The sequence below is a fragment of the Pseudomonas sp. SWRI68 genome (genome assembly GCF_014269165.1).
Lineage (GTDB): Bacteria > Pseudomonadota > Gammaproteobacteria > Pseudomonadales > Pseudomonadaceae > Aquipseudomonas > Aquipseudomonas capeferrum.
In genome coordinates this window covers 142,061-163,638 of the sequence record NZ_JABWRU010000009.1, presented here as the reverse complement: position 1 = coordinate 163,638, position 21,578 = coordinate 142,061, and the positions used below count along the sequence as shown (strand labels likewise).

Sequence of the window (21,578 nt, the reverse complement as noted above, 5' to 3'; positions counted from 1 at the left end):
CCACGCCGGCAGCGAGCGCAAACCGGCAGAAAGACTCTGCCCGGCCTCGGAGAGGCCGACGGGACATTACAGTCAACAAGTGAGGGCAACACCCTATGAGAAGACTTAAGCGTGATCCGTTGGAAAGAGCATATTCACGTGGCTACCAATACGGGGTCACCGGCAAATCCCGCGAACTTTGCCCGTTCAATCTTCCTTCTGTTCGCCAAGCCTGGATCAACGGCTGGCGTGAAGGTCGCGGTGATAACTGGGACGGCATGACTGGCACCGCTGGCATCCATAGACTCAACGAAAATCACGCCGTTGGCTGATCGAGGACACTGAATTCGATTTACCATGCACGCCCCATCCGGGCGGCGGGCGAAGGCCCAGGGGCCCCTTGATGGGGCCCTTTTTATGGCCGGTTACAAACCTGAAGGTTGTCTTGGCATCGCGGCGATAGCATCCACTGCCTCGCGGATCAGCGCAGGGCCTTTATAGATGAAGCCCGAGTAGATCTGCACCAGGCTGGCCCCGGCGGCGATTTTCTCGGCGGCGTGACGCCCCTCGGTGATGCCACCCGCAGCAATGATCGGCAGCTTGCCGCCCAGCTCACCTGCCAGTACCTTCACCGTGTGAGTACTCTTCTCCAGTACCGGAGCACCCGACAACCCACCGGCTTCGCCCCCATAGGGCAAGCTTTCGACGCCTTCACGGCTCAGCGTGGTGTTGGTGGCGATCACCGCGTCCATGCCCGATTCCATCAACGCCGCAGCCACCAGTGCGGTTTCTTCATCACTCATGTCCGGGGCGATCTTGATCGCCAACGGCACGCGCTTGCCCTGCGTAACCGCCAACTGCTCGCGGCGCTCGGCCAAGGCATCGAGCAACTGCTTCAGCGAGTCGCCAAACTGCAGGCTGCGCAGCCCCGGCGTGTTCGGCGAACTGACGTTGACGGTGATGTAGGTGGCATCGGCATAGACCTTGTCCAGGCAGATCAGGTAGTCATCGACCGCACGCTCGACCGGGGTGTCGAAGTTCTTGCCGATGTTGATGCCCAGCACGCCGTTGTAACGCGAAGCTCGCACGCGCTTGAGCAGGTGATCGACGCCCAGGTTGTTGAAACCCATGCGGTTGATGATCGCCGTGGCTTCCGGCAGGCGGAAAATCCGCGGCTTCGGATTGCCCGGCTGCGGACGCGGTGTGACGGTACCGATCTCGACGAAGCCGAAGCCCAGCTGAGCAAAGCCATCGATGGCCGCGCCGTTCTTGTCCAGGCCAGCGGCAAGGCCCACCGGGTTGGCGAAGTTCAAGCCCATGACCGACACCGGCAAGGCCGCCGGCTGCTTGCACAGCATGCCATTGAGGCCAAGACGGCCACCGGCACCGATCAGGTCCAGGGACAGGTCGTGGGAGGTTTCCGGGGAAAGCTTGAACAGCAGCTGGCGGGCCAGGGTATACATGGGCGGGCAAGGCTCGGGGTGAATGAGGGGGCGATTATAGCCAGCGCACGGCTGGCATGACAGTAAATCCTCGGCCGCTTGGCACATGCGTTGCTTCGCACATCGCACTGCCTTTTCAGTACGGGCGAGGAACCTTGTGAACACAGCACCCCGAGCAACGCCCCTGGCCTGGGTCAACGGCAGCGACGCGCCGGAAAAACCCAGCCTGAACATTGGCTTCATGGCCCTGACCGATTGCGCCTCGGTGGTGGTCGCCGCCACCCAGGGTTTTGCCCAGCAGCACGGCCTGGCCCTCAACCTCAAGCGCCAGGGTTCCTGGGCGGGGCTGCGCGACAAACTGGTCAGCGGCGAACTGGATGCCGCGCACTGCCTGTACGGCCTGGCCTATGCCGTGCACCTGGGCATTGGTGGTGTGCCGGCCAGTGACATGGCCGTGCTCATGGGGCTGAACCAGAATGCCCAGGCCATCAACCTTTCCCCTGCCCTGCAACGCAAGGGTGTGACCAGCCCTGAGGCATTGGCGCGCCTGGTGCACCAGCATGGCGCACGCCTGACCTTTGCCCAGACCTTCCCCACGGGCACCCACGCCATGTGGTTGTACTACTGGCTGGCGAGCCAAGGCATCCACCCGCTGCGCGACGTCGACAGCGTGGTAGTACCGCCGGCACAGATGGCCGCGCATATCCAGGCAGGCCGCATCGACGGTTTCTGTGTCGGCGAGCCCTGGTCAGCCGATGCCGTCGGCAAGGGCCAGGGTTTTACCTTGGCAACCAGCCAGTCGATCTGGCCGGACCACCCAGAGAAAGTCCTCGCGTGCGCCCGCACCTTCGCCGAGCAGTACCCCAACAGTGCCCGCGCCTTGATCAAGGCGATCCTCGCGGCCAGCCGCTTCATCGAGCAAAGCCCTGAGAACCGCCGCAGCACCGCACAGCTACTCAGCGCCAATGCCTACCTGGACACCCCGGTGGGCAACATCGAGCCACGCCTGCTTGGCGACTACCAGGACGGGTTGGGCAACCAGTGGCAAGACCCCCACGCCCTGCGCCTGTTCGACCAGGGCCAAGCCAACCTGCCGTACCTGTCCGACGGCATGTGGTTCATGACCCAGTTCCGCCGCTGGGGCCTGCTGCGCGACGACCCCGACTACCTCGGCGTGGCCAGCCAGGTCCAGCAACTGGGGCTCTATCGCGAAGCCGCAGACACCCTCGGCATCCCTTGCCACGGCCTGCCGATGCGCAGCAGCCTGCTGATCGACGGTACACGTTGGGACGGCAGCGACCCCTACGGCTATGCCCGCAGCTTCCGCTTGCATGCCCTGGGCGACACACCCGAAGCCTGCGCTGGCCTGTGAGGGGGATGAACATGCTGCGTATTTTGTTGATCGACGACACTCAAAACAAGCTGGGCAGGCTCAAGGCGGCCCTGAGCGAGGCCGGCTTCGACGTCATCGAAGCCCCAGGCCTGACCATCGACCTGCCCGCCTGCGTCGAAACGGTGCACCCGGACGTCGTGTTGATCGATACCGACTCACCGGATCGCGACGTGATGGAACAAGTGGTACTGGTCAGCCGCGACCGCCCAAGGCCCATCGTGCTGTTCACCGACGAGCATGACCCGGGCGTGATGCGCCAGGCTATCCAGGCGGGGGTCAGCGCCTACATCGTCGAGGGCATCCACGCCGCGCGGCTGCAGCCAATCCTGGATGTGGCCATGGCCCGCTTCGAGAGCGACCAGGCGCTCAAGGCGCAGTTGGTGGCGCGCGACCAGCAGTTGGCCGAGCGCAAGCGCATCGAACAGGCCAAAGGCTTGCTGATGAAGATGAAGGACTGCAACGAAGAGCAGGCCTACACCCTGATGCGCCGCCAGGCCATGAGCCGGCAACAAAAGCTGATCCAGGTGGCCGAGCAGATCATCGCCATGCACGAAATGTTGGGCTGAAACCCGAAGGAGCGAGTTGGCCCAGCTCTTGCTGAAGAAACCACACCGGTAGCCAACGGCGGTTGCCCCACTTGATCCCGACAAAGACGTCGCTCACCCCTCCACAGCCGTGGACCGGGTAGCGGCGTCTTTTTCGTTCCGTTGCTTTGCCGAGTGAGGTGTTCAATGAGTACCAGCTTCTGGAAATCCGGGCATGTGCCCACGCTGTTCGCTGCGTTCCTGTATTTCGACCTGAGCTTCATGGTCTGGTACCTGCTCGGCCCGCTGGCGGTGCAAATTGCCGCCGACTTGCAGCTGAGTGCACAGCAACGGGGCCTGATGGTGGCCACACCCATTCTGGCCGGTGCGATATTGCGCTTCGCCATGGGCCTGCTGGTCGATCGCCTGTCGCCCAAGACCGCCGGCCTGATCGGCCAGGTCGTGGTCATCATTGCCCTGGCCGGCGCCTGGTACCTGGGCGTGCACAGCTACGAGCAAGCCCTGCTGCTGGGCGTCTTCCTGGGTTTTGCCGGGGCCTCGTTCGCCGTTTCGCTGCCGCTGGCCTCGCAGTGGTACCCGCCTCAGCACCAGGGCAAGGCCATGGGGATCGCCGGTGCCGGCAACTCGGGCACGGTGTTCGCGGCGTTGCTGGCGCCCGCCCTGGCCGCGGGCTTTGGCTGGAACAACGTGTTCGGCTTCGCCCTGATCCCGCTGTCGCTGACCCTGGTGGTATTTGCCCTGCTGGCGCGCAACGCACCTGAGCGGCCCAAGCGCAAGGCCATGGCCGACTACCTCAAGGCCCTCGGTGACCGCGACAGCTGGTGGTTCATGTTCTTCTACAGCGTCACCTTCGGCGGCTTCATCGGCCTGGCTAGCGCCCTGCCCGGCTACTTCAGTGACCAATATGGCCTGAGCCCGGTCACCGCCGGCTACTACACGGCCGCCTGCGTCTTTGCCGGCAGCCTGATGCGCCCACTCGGCGGCGCCCTGGCCGATCGCTTCGGTGGCATCCGCACCTTGCTGGGCATGTACAGCGTGGCCGCCATCTGCATCGCCGCAGTCGGCTTCAACCTGCCCAGCGCAACCGCTGCCCTGGCGCTGTTCGTCAGCGCCATGCTCGGCCTGGGCGCAGGCAATGGCGCGGTATTCCAGCTGGTGCCGCAACGCTTTCGCCAGGAGATCGGCGTGATGACCGGGCTGATCGGCATGGCCGGTGGTATTGGCGGCTTCCTGCTGGCTGCGGGGCTTGGCACCATCAAGCAGCACACCGGTGACTACCAGTTGGGGCTGTGGCTGTTCGCCAGCCTCGGCCTGCTGGCCTGGTTCGGCCTGCATGGCGTCAAACAGCGCTGGCGCACCACCTGGGGCTCGGCCGCCGTGACTGCGGCGCGGGTCTGAGGCACGCCGATGAGCCTGCAACTGAGCTTTGCCCACGCCAGTGCCACCGGGCCGCGCGCGGAAAACCAGGATGCCCTGCGCCTGGTCACGCCGGCGCCGGAACTGGCCGCCAGCAAAGGCTACCTGTTCGCCCTCGCCGACGGTGTCAGCCAATGCGCCGATGGCGGCCTGGCAGCACGCGCCAGCTTGCAGGCCCTGGCCCTGGACTACTACGCCACCCCCGCCACCTGGAGCGTGGCGCAGGCGCTGGACCGCCTGCTGCTGGCGCAGAACCGTTGGCTGCGTGCCCAGGGTAGCGGCCAACCGCTGCTGACCACGCTCAGCGCCCTGGTGCTACGCGGGCGGCGTTTTACCTTGGCGCATGTTGGCGACTGCCGGGTCTACCGCTGGCACCAAGGGCACCTGCGGTGCCTGAGCGAAGACCACGTCTGGGACCAACCGGGCATGCAGCATGTGCTCAAGCGCGCGCTGGGCCTGGACCAACAACTGCTGGTCGATTACCTGGAAGGTGAACTGCAGGCGGGCGAGTGCTACGTGTTGGTGAGCGACGGCGTCTGGGCCAGCCTGGGGGACCAGCACATCCAGGCGGTATTGCGCGAGCAACCCGACCTGCAGTTGGCCGCTGACACGCTGGTCGCCAGCGCTCACCTCAATGGCAGCCAGGACAACGCCAGCGCCCTGCTGGTGCAGGTGCAACAGCTGGGTACGGCCAACCTGGGCGATACCCTGGCGCAGTTGCAACAGTGGCCTGTACCCGGCCCCCTGCGTGAAGGCCAGGCGCTCGATGGTTGGCAGGTCGACACCCTGCTCTCGCACAGCCGTCAATCGCTGCTGTACCGGGTACGCGACGGCCACGGCCAGCCCTGGCTGCTCAAGACCCTGCCCAGCGCGCGCGAACAGGAGCCAGGGGCAGCCCAAGGGTTGCTGATGGAAGAGTGGTTTCTGCGCCGGGTCGCAGGGCGACACTTCCCCGAACTCCACGTCGCCAGCCAGCGCCAGCACCTGTATTACGTGATGCGCGAACACCCTGGCCAGAGCCTTTCGGCACTGCTCGCCGAGCACGGGCCGCTGCCCTTGGCGCAGTGGCTGGAGATCGCCCGTCAACTGCTGCAAGCGGTCGGCGTGCTGCATCGGCGCAACTTGCTGCACCGCGACATCAAGCCAGACAACCTGCACCTGGGCGCCGATGGACAGCTGCGGTTGCTGGACTTCGGCCTGGCGTATTGCCCCGGCTTGTCTGAAGACCCGCAGCACGAGCTGCCTGGCACGCCATCCTATATCGCCCCGGAAGCCTTCGACGGCCAACCACCCAGCCCGCGGCAAGACCTTTATGCCGTCGGCGTGACGCTTTACCAGCTGCTGACGGGGCACTACCCCTATGGCGAAGTGGAGCCGTTCCAGCGGCCACGCTTCAGCCAGCCGGTCAACGCTTCGCGCTATCGCCCCGACCTGCCGGAATGGTTGCAGCACAACCTGCTGCAAGCGGTAGCGGCCGACCCGGCGCAACGCTTTGAAACCGCCGAGCACTGGTTGTTGCTACTCGAACGCGGCGACCGCCAGGAGCTGGCCCACCGCCCCCGGCCCTTGCTGGAGCGCGAACCGCTGAAAGTCTGGCGCACCCTGGCCCTGCTGTCCCTGCTGTGCAACCTGATAGTGCTGCTCGTCCTGCTCAAGGGCTGAGTACACCTTGCCGAAGAGGAAACAACGATGAATGCGAAAGTCTGGTTGGTCGGCGCCGGCCCTGGTGATCCCGAACTGCTTACCCTCAAGGCCGTGCGCGCATTGCAGCAAGCCCAGGTGGTGATGATCGACGACCTGGTCAACCCCGCAGTGCTGGAGCATTGTCCCCAGGCACGGGTGATGGCCGTGGGCAAGCGCGGCGGCTGCCGGTCCACGCCTCAAGCCTTTATCCAGCGCCTGATGTTGCGCCATGCGCGCCAGGGGCGTTGCGTGGTCAGGCTCAAAGGGGGCGATCCGTGCATCTTCGGCCGTGGCGGCGAAGAGGCTGCCTGGCTACAAGGGCATGGCATCGAAGTGGAGCTGGTCAACGGCATCACGGCGGGCCTGGCAGGCGCGACGCAATGCGGTATATCGCTGACTTCGCGCGGGGTGAGCCGCGGCGTGACGCTGGTAACGGCACACACCCAGGATGACAGCGAGCTGAACTGGGCGGCGCTGGCCCAGGGCGGTACGACGCTGGTGGTGTACATGGGCGTTGCGCGGCTGGAGCAGATTCGCCAAGGCCTGCTGGCCGGCGGGATGGCTGCGCATATGCCGGTGGCGATGATCGAGAATGCGTCATTGGCGCAGCAGCGCGAATGCCGCAGTGATGTACAGGGGATGGTTGAGGATGCGCGGGCGTTCGGGCTAAGCAGCCCGGCAATTCTGGTGATCGGCGAGGTCGTCACCGGCGCTGTAAGCGCAGCCTTGCGTTGCGAAAGGGTTGCGTAGCAGCCCCAGAATCTCAGTGTGCCCCCCTAAATCACAGACAAAGAAAAACCCGGCCGAGGCCGGGTTTTTCATGAAGCATCAAACCAATTACTTGGCCTGGGCTTCTACTTGCGCTTCAACGCGACGGTTAACAGCGCGACCTTGTTCGGTGGCGTTGTCGGCAACCGGACGGGTCTCGCCGTAGCCAACCGATTCAACACGGTTGGATTCTACGCCGTACTGATTGGTCAGTACTTGCTTGACAGCGTCGGCACGACGCTCGGACAGCTTCTGGTTGTAAGCGTCTGGACCCACGGAGTCAGTGTGACCTTCCACGGTGGTGGTGGTCGATGGGTACTGCTTCATGAAGTCAGCCAGGTTCTTGATGTCGCCGTAGCTGTTAGGCTTGACGACCGACTTGTCGAAGTCGAACTTGACGTCCAGCTCAACGCGAACGACTTCGGCAACAGCCGGGCAGCCATCGGCGTCAACGGTGACGTTGGCCGGGGTGTCTGGGCACTTGTCGACGTTGTCGCAGACGCCATCGTTGTCGCTGTCGGAGCAGACTTCGGCAACTGGGGCCGGAGCAACTTCAGCTTGCTTCGGGCTACCGCCGAAGTTCAGACCAACGCCAACGCTCGGGGCCCACTCGGTGTCGCCCTGGTCGATGTTGTACTGAGCTTCAACGCCGGCACGGGCGTAGAACATGTCGGTGATGTACCACTTGGCGCCAGCGCCAACGTTGGCGAAGGTGGAGTGGTCACGACCGCCACGGCCGGTCTGGCCCAGCGACTGGTGCGAGAAACCAGCGGAAACGTACGGACGGATGGCGTCGTACGGGTTGTTGAAGTGGTAAACGGCGTCCAGGGCGGTGTTCGAGCCCTTGATGTTCTTGCCGTCTTCGCCACGAGCGTTGTGAACTTCGTCGTAGCCCAGACGCAGTTCAACGTCGTCGGTCAGGAAGTAACCGATCGAGCCGCCGAACAGGTTGCCGTCGTTCTTGAAGTCGCGCTGGCTGTCGAAGAATTCTTTTTTGTAAAAGATTTCAGTTTCGACGGCGCCTTGACCTTGTGCCATAGCGCCAATCGAAGTGGCGGCTACAAGCGAACCAATGGCCAAGCCCAAGGTGTTTTTCAATTTCATCCGTTAAATCCCCATCTGGTGATAGTTAAGCAGTCCCACCAACAACAAGGGGGACAACTCGACGGCAAGTCTAGCAGAACTCGCCGATTCGTTAGAGATATTTGCACACGCTTAAGTTTCATCGAGCCCGTGAAATTTCTCCCGAAGCTTGTCTAGCGCGCGCTTGTAACGCATTTTCGTCGCGCTCAGGCCCATGTGCATGATGTCGGCGATCTCCTGAAATTCCAGCTCTGCGACAAATCGCAGCACCAGGATTTCCCGGTCGATCGGGTTCACATGCACCAGCCACTTGTCCAGCCCGCCCTTTTCTTCGGGTTTCGGAGCCTTGTCCTCGGACGCCTCTTCAACAGGGTCCAGGCTCAAGGCATCCATCAGCCGACGTTTGCGGCGCTCCTTGCGGTACTGGGTAATGCACTCGTTGTAGGTGATGCTGTAGAGCCAGGTCTTGAACTTCGATTTGCCCTCGAAGTTCTTCAGCCCGTACAGCACTTTGAGCATCACCTCCTGACAGACATCGTCGGCATCCCGGTCGTTCCCCAAATAACGCGCACAGACGTTGAACAGGGTCCGCTGGTAGCGCCGCATGAGCTCCTCATAGGCGCGGGTAACGTGGTACAGCTCCTCATGCGAACGCGCCACCAACTCTTCGTCGGTGAGCTCGCGGGGGTCATAACGCATGGGCGGCGAATGAACTTTATTCAAAACGAATCTGGCCGACAGTCAGGTCAATGTCGCCGCGCGACCCCGGGGGTCGATTTCGCGGCGGCATACATTAACAGCTTTTGTGCGGTTAGCGGCTATTGACGCGCTGCTCAAGCAGCACACGGTTCGACAGCGACACCAGTTCGCCATCATCGGTCAACAGCGTCGTCTTGACCGTGCCGATTTCCTCGATATGCCCTTCGACCTCTCCAATCCGCACCTGCTGGCCGACCTGATACAGCTCACGCACGTAAATACCGGCCAGTATCTGCCCGGCGATTTCGCGGCTACCGAGGCCCATGGCCAAGGCAACGGCCAGACCAACGGTAATCAGCCCGATGACGATCACGTGGTTGAGCAGGTCGGTCTTGACCTCGAGCTGGCTGATGGCCACCGAGATGCTGATGATGATCACCAGGCCTTGGGTGATACGCCCAAGGCCTGCGGAGTACTCAAGGCCAATGCCTTCGGCAGCGCCGCGCACCAGGCCATTGGCCACCTGCGCCAGCAGCACACCGGCCAGCAGCACCAGCGCCGCGCCGAATACTTTCGGCAGGTACAGGGCGAGCATGTCGAGGGTCGCCGAAACCCGCTCAAGGCCCAGCGATTCCGCGGCCGAGACGAGGAAGATCAGCAGTACGAACCAGTAGACGATCTTGCCGATGAGGGTCGAAATCGGCACCTGGATGCCACCGCGGCTCAGCATCTTGGTCAGCCCGGTACCTGCCATCAGGCGGTCCAGGCCGAGCTTGGCCAGCAGCTTGGACAGCAGCGTATCGAGCAGCTTGGCCACCACGAAACCGAGCAGCACCACGACCAGGGCGCCGAACAGGTTAGGGATGAAGTTCGCCACCTTGGTCCAAAGGGCAGTCATGGCGGTGACCAGGCTTTGGGTCCAGAGATCCAGTTCCATATTCAATCGGCCTTATCTGCTTTGCTGCCGGTGGCAGCGTTGCGGGTAGAGTTTCTGCGCACCGGCGCTACATGCGCCGAGCCATTGTTGACGGCGATCAGCAGCGCCTGGCTCCAACGGCCAAGCAGGCTGAACAGATCACCCGCACCGACCTGGCGGTTGGCGGTTTTCAGCACACGACCCAGGCAGGCGGCGTCGTCTCGGTCCTGGCCGGACGGCGACGCCTTGAGCAGGTCGCGCAGGGATTCTTCAAACGGATCGTGCATGGGCACCTCGCGCAGTATCTGTCAGAGACGAGGGCGCCGGGGCATGGGTCACACATCGCCTGGGGGCGTGTGGTGCAAAATGAACCGCTGTCGCCTGCTTCGCGGGCAAGGGATTCAACATCTAGACCCACCGCAGCCGACGGAACAGCCACCACTGCCCTACCGCCAGCCCCAGCACGATGATGCAGGCAAACAAGAAGCCGTAGGGGTTTTCCGCCCCCGGAATGCCGCCGACATTGATGCCCAGCAAGCCGGTGATGAAGCTCATGGGCAGGAAGATGCAGGTGATGATGCCGAAGCGGTACAGGGTGCGGTTCATGCGCTCGCTGCGCCGCCGGTCCTCGCTTTCAAGCACCAATGCGGCCCGCTCGCGGGTCAGCTCCAGCTCCTCGAGGTAGCGGATCAGGCTGTTGTTCAACTCGTTCCAGTAGTCGGCATCGGCATCAGCGAACCAGCTCCACTTGCTGCGTGACAGCTGTGCGTAGATTTCCCGCTGCGGCGCCAGAAAACGTCGCAAGCCGGCCGCACGGCGGCGGATCTGCTGCAGGCTACCCTGCTCGGGAGTGTACCGTTCGTCGGATTCGACCTTTTCTTCCTCAAGGTCGACCAGCTCGGACAGGTCGCTGACCAGGCCCTGGACCTTCTCGGTCAGCAGTTCACCCATCAGCAGCAATAACTCCGAAGCTGACTTCGGCCCCCTGCCCTCGCCGAGCAACTGGAGCATCTCGTCACTGGCCCGAAGCGGCCGCAAGCGCAGCGAGATGACCCGCTGCGCCTCGGCGAAGATGCGCACCGAGACCATGTCTTCAGGTTCGGCGCCCGGGTTGAGGTTGACCCCGCGCAAGAACAGCAACAACTGTTCGTCCACCAGCGGCAGCAAGCGCGGCCGGGTGTTTTCTTCCAGCAGCAGTTCGCAGGCGAACTCGCTCAGGCCGCTGTCGCGCAGCAGCCAGGTGCGGGTTTGTGGATGGCTGCGGTCCCAGTGCAACCAGAGGCTTTCCTGGGGGTGCAGTTGCAGGTCGTCCAGCTCGGTACGGGCAATCGAGCGCGCGCCGCCTTTGCCATCGAGCACCAGGGCATGCACCAGCCCCCACTGCGCGTTGTCTTCCTCGAACATCAAAGCTCCATCAGCGCGTGCGGCGCATCACTCCGGCATTTTCAGCGGGCTTGGCGAAACCAGCACGCCATTGTTGTCGGCATACACATATTCGCCCGAGCGGAAGGTCACCCCGGCGAAAGTCACCGGCACGTCGAGCTCGCCGACGCCACGCTTGTTGCTTTTTTTCGGGTGGCTGGCCAAGGCCTGCACGCCGACGTCGGTCTGGATCAAGATGTCCACGTCACGCACGCAGCCGTAGATCACCAGGCCTTCCCAGCCGTTCTTGGCCGCTTTCTCGGCCAGCATGTCGCCCAGCAGCGCACAGCGCAGCGAACCGCCACCGTCGACCACCAGAACCTTGCCCTTGCCGTCGAGCTCGACCTGCTCCTTGACCAGCGAGTTGTCTTCGAAGCACTTGAGGGTGACGATCTGGCCACCGAACGAATCGCGGCCGCCGAAGTTGCTGAACATAGGTTCGAGCACCTGGACCAGGTCAGGGTAGGTGTCACACAGGTCGGGCGTTACGTAATGCTGCATGGGAAGCTCCTGTCAGTCACAACGAAAGCGGGTATGGGCCAAGGCTACACCGAGGAAGCTGTTGACGTCATCCGGGACCGAGCAGTCAGTTGCCTTCCTTCGGCACTGGCTTCTTCGCGGGGCAAGCCCGCTCCCACAGGTATTTCACTGCCTTAAGAACAGTGGGGTACCTGTGGGAGCGGGCTTGCCCCGCGAAGGGGCCAGCGCAGGCAGCATGGAATCAGCTGGCTGGCACAGCCTGCGCCACAACAGTCGACGCATGCACCGGCATAGACGGGTTCCTCAACCAGCGTTCCACCAACGGCCAGACCTGTGCCTGCGCGGCCTTGCTGACCAGCATGTCGACATGCCCGAACGCATCGAAGCCTTCCTCGCGGCCCAAGCGCAGAAACTGCTTGCGCTCCCCGCCCAACTGGTCGAACAACTTGCGGCAAGCCCAGACCGGGTCCTGGTAATCGCCCGCACCGGCCACGGCCAGCACCGGCACATCCACCTGCGCCAGGCCCGCCCACCAGTCGTTGTCCTTGTCGCCAAAGCGCCCGAACAGGCCATGCCAGCGCATGCTTTCAAGTGCCAAGCCAATCGGTTCGTCCTCGGGGCCACGCTTAAGCCGCTGCCCGGGAATCTGCCGCCAGCGCTTGAGCAGCAACTTCGCCCCCCACACCACCGGCGGCACTTTCAACGGCCAGTACACGCGGCTGACCTGGGTACCGAAGAACGCGGCGCTGGCCACCTGCTCGGTTGGCAGGTAGCCGCCACCCAGTGCAGCGGCCAAGGTTGTCCCGCCCAGGGAATGGCCAAGCCAGTGCGGCGCTTGGCCGGTTTGTTCCAGCACGAAAGCGCCAATCAACGGCAAGTCATCGCGGGCATAGTCGGCGACACGGTTGTGCTGCCACTGGCGATTGCGCGGCGACAGGCCATGGCCGCGCATCTCCGGGATCCACACATCGAAACCCGCGCGGGCCAGAAACGCGCCCAGGCCGACCCCTTTGGGCGAATACCAGAAGCGCCGATTGGAAAAACTGCCGTGCAGAAGAATGACCGGCACGCCTTGAGCCTGACCCTGATCGGCCAGGCCAAGGCGGGTCACGGCCAGCTCGACGCTCGGATCAGGGCTGTTGCCGGCCTTGATCCGGTACACGTCTTCGCTCAAGTCGCCTCGCCGCTCAGCGCTGAGCAAGGCCACGGGAAATAAAGTGCTGCTGCTTTGCATAAGGTTGCTTGGTGCACAAAAAAGGGCGGGAACCATTACTGGAACTCGCCCTGGATCAAACCAGGCGGGGGCGCGCCAGACGCGCCCCCGCAATCCACTGTATCAGGCTGCGCCCTGGCCCTCGGCCAGGAAGAACCAGGTCTCGAGCACCGAGTCCGGGTTCAGCGACACGCTTTCGATGCCCTGCTCCATCAGCCATTTGGCCAGGTCCGGGTGGTCCGATGGGCCCTGGCCGCAGATGCCGATGTACTTGCCGGCCTTGTTGCACGCCTGGATGGCGTTGGCCAGCAGCTTCTTCACGGCCGGGTTACGCTCGTCGAACAGGTGCGCGATGATACCCGAATCACGGTCCAGGCCCAGGGTCAGCTGGGTCAGGTCGTTGGAGCCGATCGAGAAGCCGTCGAAGTACTCGAGGAACTCTTCGGCCAGAATCGCGTTGGACGGCAACTCGCACATCATGATCACGCGCAGGCCGTTGTCGCCACGGGCCAGGCCGTTTTCGGCCAACAGGTCGATGACCTGGCTGGCTTCGCCCAGGGTGCGCACGAACGGCACCATGATCTCGACGTTGGTCAGGCCCATCTCGTTGCGCACGCGCTTCAGGGCACGGCACTCGAGCTCGAAGCAGTCACGGAACGATTCGCTGATGTAACGCGAAGCGCCGCGGAAGCCCAGCATCGGGTTTTCTTCTTCCGGCTCGTACAGCTTGCCGCCGATCAGGTTGGCGTACTCGTTGGACTTGAAGTCCGACAGGCGCACGATGACCTTTTTCGGGTAGAAGGCTGCCGCCAGGGTGCTGATGCCTTCGACCAGCTTCTCGACATAGAAGCCGACCGGGTCGTCGTAGCCGGCGATGCGCTTGTCGACGCTGTCCTTCAACTCTGCCGGCAGGCCGGCGTAGTTGAGCAGCGCCTTGGGGTGCACGCCGATCATGCGGTTGATGATGAACTCCAGGCGCGCCAGGCCGACACCGGCGTTGGGCAGCTGGGCGAAGTCAAAGGCACGGTCCGGGTTGCCGACGTTCATCATGATCTTGAACGGCAGGTCCGGCATGGCGTCGACCGAGTTCTGCTTGATGTCGAAGCCCAGCTCACCTTCGAAGATGAAGCCGGTGTCGCCCTCGGCGCAGGACACTGTCACGCCCTGGCCGTCCTTGAGCAACTGGGTGGCGTTACCGCAACCGACGACTGCAGGGATACCCAGCTCACGGGCAATGATCGCCGCGTGGCAGGTACGCCCGCCGCGGTTGGTGACAATGGCGCTGGCGCGCTTCATGACCGGTTCCCAGTCAGGGTCGGTCATGTCGGAGACCAGTACGTCACCGGGCTGCACCTTGTCCATCTCGGACACATCGTTGATCACGCGGACCTTGCCGGCGCCGATGCGCTGGCCAATCGCACGGCCTTCGACCAGTACGGTGCCCTTTTCTTTCAGCAGGTAGCGTTCCATGACATTGGCGCTGGAGCGGCTTTTCACCGTTTCAGGGCGGGCCTGAACGATGTACAGCTTGCCGTCGTCACCGTCCTTGGCCCACTCGATGTCCATCGGGCGCTGGTAGTGCTGCTCGATGATCATGGCCTGTTTGGCCAGCTCGTTGACTTCGGCATCGCTCAGGCAGAAGCGGGCGCGCTCGGCACGGTCGACCTCGACGGTCTTGACCGAACGACCGGCCTTGGCTTCGTCGCCGTAGACCATCTTGATCGCCTTGCTGCCCAGGTTGCGGCGCAGGATCGCCGGGCGGCCAGCCTGCAAGGTGTTCTTGTGTACGTAGAATTCGTCTGGGTTGACCGCACCCTGCACCACGGTTTCACCCAGGCCATAGGCGCCGGTGATGAACACCACGTCGCGGAAACCCGACTCGGTGTCGAGGGTAAACATCACACCGGCGGTGCCGGTTTCCGAACGGACCATGCGCTGCACACCGGCAGACAGGGCCACCAGCTTGTGGTCGAAGCCCTGGTGCACGCGGTAGGCGATGGCGCGGTCGTTGAACAGCGAGGCGAACACTTCCTTGGCCGCGCGGATCACGTTGTCGACGCCACGGATGTTGAGGAAGGTTTCCTGCTGGCCGGCGAACGAGGCGTCCGGCAAGTCTTCGGCGGTGGCAGACGAGCGCACGGCTACGGCCATGTTGTCGTTGCCTGCGGCCATTTCAGCGAAGGCCGTACGGATTTCCGAATCCAGACGCGCCGGGAATTCGGCTTCCATGACCCACTGGCGAATCTGCGCGCCGGTTTTGGTCAGGGCATTGATGTCATCGACATCCAGCGCATCGAGCGCGGCATGGATACGCTCGTTGAGACCACTCTGTTCGAGAAAATCGCGGTACGCCTGCGCCGTAGTGGCAAAGCCGCCCGGCACCGATACACCAGCACCCGCAAGGTTGCTGATCATCTCGCCCAGGGATGCGTTCTTGCCCCCCACATGCTCCACATCATGGACGCCGAGCTTTTCGAGGGAAACTACGTACTCTACCAAGGTGATCTCTCCACTAACTGTGTTGGAAAAGCTCAAAGGCGCCCGCCTGTCTTCTTTGACTTGGCCGGGCGTTTGTGGCCTGTACCTGGAAAATAAGTGAGAATGCCGACAGCCGCATTCGGCAAACCGAACTTATCATATCCAAGAAACGTCATCAGCTTAAGGCCCAGGGTGCAAATGAAAAGAACCGCGTTCTTCATCTCCGACGGCACCGGCATCACTGCCGAGACCCTGGGGCAAAGCCTGCTCGCTCAATTCGAAAGCATTCCGTTCAGCAAATTCACCCGTCCCTACATCGATTCGCCGGACAAAGCGCGAACCATGGTGCAGCAAATCAACGCTGCTGCCGAGCGTGATGGCGTGCGACCGATCATCTTCGACACCATCGTCAATCAGGACATCCGTGAGATCCTGGCCACCTCGAACGGCTTCATGATCGACATCTTTTCGTCGTTTTTATCCCCGCTTGAGCAGGAATTGACCGCCCATTCGTCGTATTCCGTCGGCAAATCGCACTCGATCGGCGGTAATTCCAACTACATGGAGCGCATCGAAGCGGTCAACTTCGCCCTGGACAACGATGATGGCGCGCGCACGCACTACTACGACAAGGCCGACCTGATTCTGGTCGGGGTCTCGCGTTGCGGCAAGACGCCAACCTGCCTGTACATGGCCATGCAGTTCGGTATCCGTGCGGCCAACTACCCGCTGACCGAAGACGACATGGAGCGCCTGCAATTGCCAGCGGTGCTGAAAAAGCACCACAACAAGCTGTTCGGCCTGACCATCGACCCCGACCGCCTGACCGCCATTCGCCACGAGCGCAAGCCCAACAGCCGCTATTCAAGCTTTGCCCAGTGCGAGTTCGAAGTCCGCGAGGTAGAGAGCCTGTTCCGCCGGGAGAACATTCCCAATATCAATTCCACGCATTTTTCGGTGGAGGAGATTTCGGCGAAGATTCTGGTGGAAAAAGGCGTGGAGCGTCGGTTCAAGTAAGAAAGCTTCACGTTGTAAGCTTCAAGCTACAAGAAAAAAGCGGGACTGCGCCAAGACAGCCAATGGTGACGGAGACAAAAGCTGCAAGCGAGACCTGCGAAGGTCTGCTTGCAGCTTGTAGCTTACAGCTTGCGACTTATGAAGGCACCACCGCCGCCTGCCCGCTCATTGCCAGGTCGACCAGCTCGCGGTTGGCCACCGCATACATCGCATAGTCCGTGCCGGTGGCATTGCGCAGGTCGTCCAGCATCGCGCGCCAGCGCTCGACCATCACCCGGTGCTGCTCGGCCCACAGCGCCACGCGGGCATCCATGTCTTGCGGCGCATCGGCCATCTGCAACACAGAGATGGTGATCGCCCGCTGCTGCAGGTCGATGTCGTCGCGGAATGCCTCGCGGGCCAGGGCCTGCCAGTTGTTTTCCACCGGCAGGTTGCTGATTTCCTGCAAGTACCAGGTCAGGTCCAGCGAACTGCCCACCGCGAAGAACGCCTTGGCCACCTGCGCCGGGTCATGGCCGGTAACATCAGCCGCCTCGATGATCGGCAACAGCGTGTACAGGTGGCTGGTACCGGCCACCATGCGCGCGAGCAGTTCAGGCACACCGGCTTCGACAAAGCCCTGGTAACGCACCATCCAGCGCTCGCGGGTCGGCCCTTCCAGCAACTCGTCCAGCTTGAGCCCCAGTTGCGCGATCTTCGGCCCGAAGTGCGCGGTGTCGCGCCCGGCGTCCTGCTCGTTGCGACGGCTGCGCAGGAACCAGCGGGTGGCGCGGCGGCCCAGGCGCATCAGTTCGTCCATCAAGGTCAGCTGGACCTCGGCCGGCACCTGGTAGTCCAGGGCTTCGATCTGACGGAACCAGTGCGGCAGATGGAAGATGTCGCGCACGATCACATACGCACCCGCCACGTTGGCCGGGCTCATGCCCGTCGACTCCTTCAGACGCTGGACGAAGGTGATGCCCATGTTGTTGACCAGGTCGTTGGCGATCTGGGTGCTGACGATCTCGCGCTTCAGGCGGTGGCGACGCATGGAATCGGCGAACTTGCTGACCAGCGAGGGCGGGAACGCAGTTTCCATGTCACGGGTCAGGTAGTCGTCGTCCGGCACTCGCGACTTGAGCAGTTGCTCTTTGAGGTCGATCTTGCTGTACGAGATCAGCACCGACAGCTCGGCGCGAGTCAGGCCTTGGCCTGCGGCCAGGCGCTCGGCCAGTTGCTCTTCGGACGGCAGAAATTCGATGGCACGGTCCAGCTTGCCACGCCCTTCCAGGTCCGCCATCAGGCGCTTGTATTCGGCGATCCGCTCGCGGGCGCGACGGGCTGCCAGGGACAGCGCCTGGGTCTGCTTGTAGTTGTTGCCCAGCACCAGCGCGCCGACCTCTTCGGTCATGCTGCCGAGCAGCTGGTTACGCTGCTTCTCGGTCATGTCGCCACCCTGCACCACTTCGTTGAGCAGGATCTTGATATTGACCTCGTGGTCCGAGCAGTCGACGCCACCAGCGTTGTCGATGAAGTCGGTGTTGGTCGCGCCGCCATTGAGGCCGAACTCGACCCGGCCGAGCTGGGTCATGCCGAGGTTGCCGCCCTCGCCCACCACCTTGCAGCGCAGCTCGTTGCCGTTGACGCGCAGGGCGTCGTTGGCCTTGTCGCCGACATCGGCGTGGCTTTCTGTACTGGCCTTGACGTAAGTGCCGATGCCGCCGTTCCACAGCAGGTCGACTGGCGCCTTGAGCAGTGCATTGAGCAGCTCGGTCGGGGTCAGGCGGTCGGCTTCGATGGCGAAGCGTTCTTTCATCTGTGGGCTGATGGCGATGCTCTTGGCACTGCGCGGGAAGATCCCGCCGCCTTCGGACATGATGCTGGTGTCGTAGTCGCTCCAGGCCGAACGCGGCAAGTCGAACAGGCGCTTGCGCTCGGCGAAGCTGTTGGCCGGCTCCGGGTTCGGGTCGATGAAGATGTGCAGGTGGTTGAACGCCGCCACCAGCTTGAGCTTGTCGGACATCAGCAAGCCATTGCCGAACACGTCGCCGGCCATGTCGCCGACGCCGATCACGGTGATTGGGTCTTCCTGCACATTGATGCCGCGCTCACGGAAGTGGCGTTGTACGCCAACCCACGCGCCCCGGGCGGTGATGCCCATTTTCTTGTGGTCATAGCCGGCCGAGCCGCCCGAGGCGAAGGCATCGCCCAGCCAGAAGCCGTAGTCGATGGCAATGCCGTTGGCGATGTCGGAGAACGTCGCGGTGCCTTTGTCGGCGGCCACCACCAGGTACGGGTCGTCATCGTCGTGGCGCACCACATTGGCCGGCGGCACCACGCCACCGTCCTTGAGGTTGTCGGTGATGTCGAGCAGGCCGGAAATGAAGATGCGGTAGCAGGCAATGCCTTCAGCGGCGATTTCGTCACGGCTGCCACCCAGTGGCAGGCGGCGCGGCAGGAAGCCGCCCTTGGCACCGACCGGCACGATCACCGAGTTCTTCACCTGCTGGGCCTTGACCAGGCCGAGCACCTCGGTGCGGAAGTCTTCCTCGCGGTCCGACCAGCGCAGGCCGCCGCGGGCGACGTTGCCAAAGCGCAGGTGCACACCCTCGACCCGTGGCGAATAGACGAAGATCTCGAACTTGGGTACCGGCTTTGGCAGCTCGGGGATCAGTTTGGGGTTGAACTTGAAGCTGAAGTACGACTTGTTCTGGCCGTTGCCGTCCGGCTGGTAGAAGTTGGTCCGCAGGGTGGCCTTGATCAGGTCCAGGTAGCGACGCAGGATGCGGTCTTCGTTGAGTACCTGAACATCGTCCAGGGCGCTCAGGATCGCCTGTTCCAGGCGTTGCTGCTTGTCGTCCAGGTCGTCCTGGGTAAGCTTGCGCGCCAAATAGAAGCGGGTCTTGAACAACCGGGTCAGCTCGCGGGCGATGTCGGTGTGGTTGTTCAGGGTGCTGGCGATGTAACCCAGGTCGAAGCCCAGGCGGATCTGCTTGAGGTAGCGGGCATAAGCACGCAGCAGTGCTACATCGCGCCAGGGCAGGCCGGCGGTCAGCACCAGGCGGTTGAAGGCGTCGTTCTCGGCGTCGCCGCCGACAATGTGGATGAACGCGTCCTGCAAGGTGTCGTTGAGCTGCTGGATGTCCAGGCTCAGGCCTTCGCTGTAGGTGAAGGCGAAGTCGTGGATCCAGTATTCACGGCCATTGGCGTGACGCAGGCGATACGGGAACTCGCCCAGCACGCGCAAGCCGAGGTTCTCCAGGATCGGCAGCACATCGGACAGCGCCAGCGGGGTGTCGGCGTGGTACAGCTTGCAATGCAGGGTACGCTCGCCGACCTGGGTCAATGGCTGATAGAAGCTCATGGCCAGCGGCTTGCTTTCGGACAGCCCCAGCACGTGCTGCAGGTCGACCACTGCCGAATGCGCAGCGAAGCGCTCGCGGTAGCCCGCCGGGAAGCCTTTGGGGAAGTCGGCCAGGATGTTGGTGCCCTGGGCTTCGCCGAAGTTCTCCACCACCAGGGTCGAGTAGTCGTCGTGCCACGAGCGGCACGCCTGGATCACTTCGTTTTCCAGCTGTTGCGGGTCGATGTCGATGCGGTTTTTCGGATCGACCCGCAGAATCAGTTGCACCCGCGCCAGTACCGACTCGGAGAAGAAGGTCCAGAACTCGCAGTCACTGGCTTTCAGGCGCTCCATCAGCACCTGCTGGATCTTCTGCCGCACTTCCGTGGAGTAGATTTCACGCGGTACGTAGGCCAGGCAGTAGCAGAAGCGGCCGTACGGGTCCTTGCGCAGGAACACGCGGATCTTGTTGCGCTCCTGGATCTGCACGATGGCCATGACGGTGCTGAACAGCTCGTCGATCGGCGTCTGGAACAGGTCGTCGCGCGGCAGCACCTCAAGCACCTGGGCCAGCTCCTTACCCAGGTGAGCCTTGGGGTCGAAGCCCGAACGGCGCTCGACTTCGGCAACCTTGACCCGAATGTAAGGGATGGCATGCACGCTCTCGCCGTACACCGAAGAGGTGTACAGGCCCATGAAGCGGCATTCCTTGACCACCTTGCCCTCGGCGTCCAGTTGGCGAATCGACACGTAGTCCGGGTAGGCCGGGCGGTGCACACGGCTGGGCAGCGCGGCCTTGGCGAAGGACAACAACAGTGGCTCGTTGAGGTAGGCCACGGCGTAGTCTTCGATGCGCAGCTCTTCAGACGTCAGCCCCACGCGCAAGCGCCGCGGCAGGCCGAGGAAGGACTGCTCGTCGTAGACCATCTGGCCGCCATCGCTGCCGCCCTGGACGGTGAACTCCTCGTAGCCCAGGAAGGTGAAATGGTTGTCCAGCAACCACTCGAGAAACGCCTTCACCTCGCCCTTCTCGTGCTGCGCCGGGCCAAACGCAGTCTGCTCGACCTGCGCCACCACTTCGCGCAGCTTGACCTTCATCGGTTCGAAGTCGGCGACCGCCACACGCACTTCAGCCAGCACCTGTTCGATCTCGCGGGTCAGCACCGTCAGTTCGGCGGCGTTGGCGCAACGGTCGATCTCCAGGTACATCAGCGACTCATGGCGCACACCCTCGCCGTGGGTGCCCTTGGGCAGCAGCTCGAGCAGCTCGCCTTTGGCACCGCGGCGCACGCTCAGTACGGTGGTCTGCAGGGTGTGGATGCTGTAGCCGCGGCGGTTGAGCTCGGTGCGCACCGAGTCCACCAGAAACGGCAGGTCGTGGTGCAACACCTCGACCACAGTGTGGGTCGACTGCCAGCCATTGCGTTCGTAATCAGGGTTGTACACCCGCACTTGGGGTTGTTCGGCGTCGAAGCGCTCGATGATGCGCCAGGCAGAAAGGGTACAGCCAGCCAGGTCGGAAAGCCTGCGCTGGGTGAGTTCGTCCATTGAGATGATGCCGAAGAACTGTTCGGCGAACAGGGCCACTTGTGGCAGTGCCTGTTCGCTGATGTGCTGCGCCAGAGCCGCTTGCAGTTGATGCTGGAAGTCGGCCTTGCTGGCTGCGGTGAAAAACGCCATCTGTGGTACTCCGCTTGGGCTTTGTAATAATTGAAGCGTCGC

The 21,578-nt window shown here is 63.0% G+C and carries 17 protein-coding genes; 7 read left to right on the top strand and 10 right to left on the bottom strand.

Annotated elements, in window-relative coordinates; translation table 11 throughout:
• Nucleotides 1-95: 95 nt before the first annotated feature.
• A complete protein-coding gene (locus HU770_RS15615) occupies nucleotides 96-311 on the top strand; it encodes a ribosome modulation factor (RefSeq protein ID WP_003248687.1) in 216 nt (71 codons plus the stop codon).
• A 93-nt stretch (nucleotides 312-404) separates the two neighbouring features.
• On the opposite strand, the gene HU770_RS15610 is transcribed toward HU770_RS15615, so the two are convergent.
• Nucleotides 405-1,442 (bottom strand): quinone-dependent dihydroorotate dehydrogenase, encoded by a 1,038-nt coding sequence (locus HU770_RS15610; RefSeq protein ID WP_186653935.1) that lies wholly within the window; start codon nucleotides 1,440-1,442, stop codon nucleotides 405-407.
• 136 nt (nucleotides 1,443-1,578) lie between these two features.
• Between HU770_RS15610 and HU770_RS15605 the strand changes: the two genes are divergently transcribed.
• The 5 genes from HU770_RS15605 to cobA all read left to right on the top strand — a co-directional run bounded on the left by HU770_RS15605 (nucleotide 1,579) and on the right by cobA (nucleotide 7,208).
• Complete coding sequence (locus HU770_RS15605; RefSeq protein ID WP_186653933.1) at nucleotides 1,579-2,793, top strand: CmpA/NrtA family ABC transporter substrate-binding protein; 1,215 nt, start codon at nucleotides 1,579-1,581, stop codon at nucleotides 2,791-2,793.
• 11 nt (nucleotides 2,794-2,804) lie between these two features.
• Nucleotides 2,805-3,380, top strand: a complete 576-nt coding sequence (locus HU770_RS15600) for an ANTAR domain-containing protein (RefSeq protein WP_186653930.1) — start codon at nucleotides 2,805-2,807, stop codon at nucleotides 3,378-3,380.
• A 165-nt stretch (nucleotides 3,381-3,545) separates the two neighbouring features.
• On the top strand, nucleotides 3,546-4,757 hold the full coding sequence (locus tag HU770_RS15595) for a nitrate/nitrite transporter (RefSeq protein ID WP_047583276.1): 1,212 nt from the start codon (nucleotides 3,546-3,548) through the stop codon (nucleotides 4,755-4,757).
• A gap of 9 nt (nucleotides 4,758-4,766) precedes the next feature.
• Complete coding sequence (locus HU770_RS15590; RefSeq protein WP_186664123.1) at nucleotides 4,767-6,437, top strand: bifunctional protein-serine/threonine kinase/phosphatase; 1,671 nt, start codon at nucleotides 4,767-4,769, stop codon at nucleotides 6,435-6,437.
• 27 nt (nucleotides 6,438-6,464) lie between these two features.
• Entirely contained in the window at nucleotides 6,465-7,208 is a 744-nt protein-coding gene (gene cobA / locus HU770_RS15585) for a uroporphyrinogen-III C-methyltransferase (protein ID WP_033700480.1), read from the top strand.
• 87 nt (nucleotides 7,209-7,295) lie between these two features.
• Here the strand turns inward: cobA and HU770_RS15580 are convergent, their stop codons facing one another.
• The 8 genes from HU770_RS15580 to ppsA form a co-directional block, all read right to left on the bottom strand.
• Nucleotides 7,296-8,330, bottom strand: a complete 1,035-nt coding sequence (locus HU770_RS15580; protein WP_047583273.1) for an OmpA family protein — start codon at nucleotides 8,328-8,330, stop codon at nucleotides 7,296-7,298.
• Nucleotides 8,331-8,441: 111 nt separating this feature from the next.
• On the bottom strand, nucleotides 8,442-9,008 hold the full coding sequence (gene sigX, locus HU770_RS15575) for an RNA polymerase sigma factor SigX (RefSeq protein WP_033700483.1): 567 nt from the start codon (nucleotides 9,006-9,008) through the stop codon (nucleotides 8,442-8,444).
• Between the two features lie 112 nt (nucleotides 9,009-9,120).
• Complete coding sequence (locus tag HU770_RS15570) at nucleotides 9,121-9,945, bottom strand: mechanosensitive ion channel domain-containing protein (protein ID WP_033700485.1); 825 nt, start codon at nucleotides 9,943-9,945, stop codon at nucleotides 9,121-9,123.
• Nucleotides 9,946-9,947: 2 nt separating this feature from the next.
• Nucleotides 9,948-10,211: a hypothetical protein gene (locus HU770_RS15565; RefSeq protein ID WP_033700486.1), complete on the bottom strand. Its 264-nt coding sequence runs from the start codon at nucleotides 10,209-10,211 to the stop codon at nucleotides 9,948-9,950.
• Between the two features lie 121 nt (nucleotides 10,212-10,332).
• On the bottom strand, nucleotides 10,333-11,328 hold the full coding sequence (locus HU770_RS15560) for a zinc transporter ZntB (protein ID WP_186664121.1): 996 nt from the start codon (nucleotides 11,326-11,328) through the stop codon (nucleotides 10,333-10,335).
• 27 nt (nucleotides 11,329-11,355) lie between these two features.
• Nucleotides 11,356-11,847 (bottom strand): ribonuclease E activity regulator RraA, encoded by a 492-nt coding sequence (gene rraA, locus HU770_RS15555; protein ID WP_033700488.1) that lies wholly within the window; start codon nucleotides 11,845-11,847, stop codon nucleotides 11,356-11,358.
• A gap of 220 nt (nucleotides 11,848-12,067) precedes the next feature.
• A complete protein-coding gene (locus HU770_RS15550; RefSeq protein WP_047583272.1) occupies nucleotides 12,068-13,096 on the bottom strand; it encodes an alpha/beta fold hydrolase in 1,029 nt (342 codons plus the stop codon).
• 66 nt (nucleotides 13,097-13,162) lie between these two features.
• Entirely contained in the window at nucleotides 13,163-15,538 is a 2,376-nt protein-coding gene (gene ppsA, locus HU770_RS15545) for a phosphoenolpyruvate synthase (protein ID WP_033700491.1), read from the bottom strand.
• A 177-nt stretch (nucleotides 15,539-15,715) separates the two neighbouring features.
• Here ppsA and HU770_RS15540 point away from each other — a divergent pair, with 177 nt between their 5' ends.
• Nucleotides 15,716-16,534, top strand: coding sequence for a pyruvate, water dikinase regulatory protein (locus tag HU770_RS15540; RefSeq protein WP_033700492.1), 819 nt, complete (start codon nucleotides 15,716-15,718; stop codon nucleotides 16,532-16,534).
• Nucleotides 16,535-16,670: 136 nt separating this feature from the next.
• On the opposite strand, the gene HU770_RS15535 is transcribed toward HU770_RS15540, so the two are convergent.
• Nucleotides 16,671-21,536 (bottom strand): NAD-glutamate dehydrogenase, encoded by a 4,866-nt coding sequence (locus HU770_RS15535; RefSeq protein WP_033700493.1) that lies wholly within the window; start codon nucleotides 21,534-21,536, stop codon nucleotides 16,671-16,673.
• Nucleotides 21,537-21,578 lie beyond the last annotated feature (42 nt).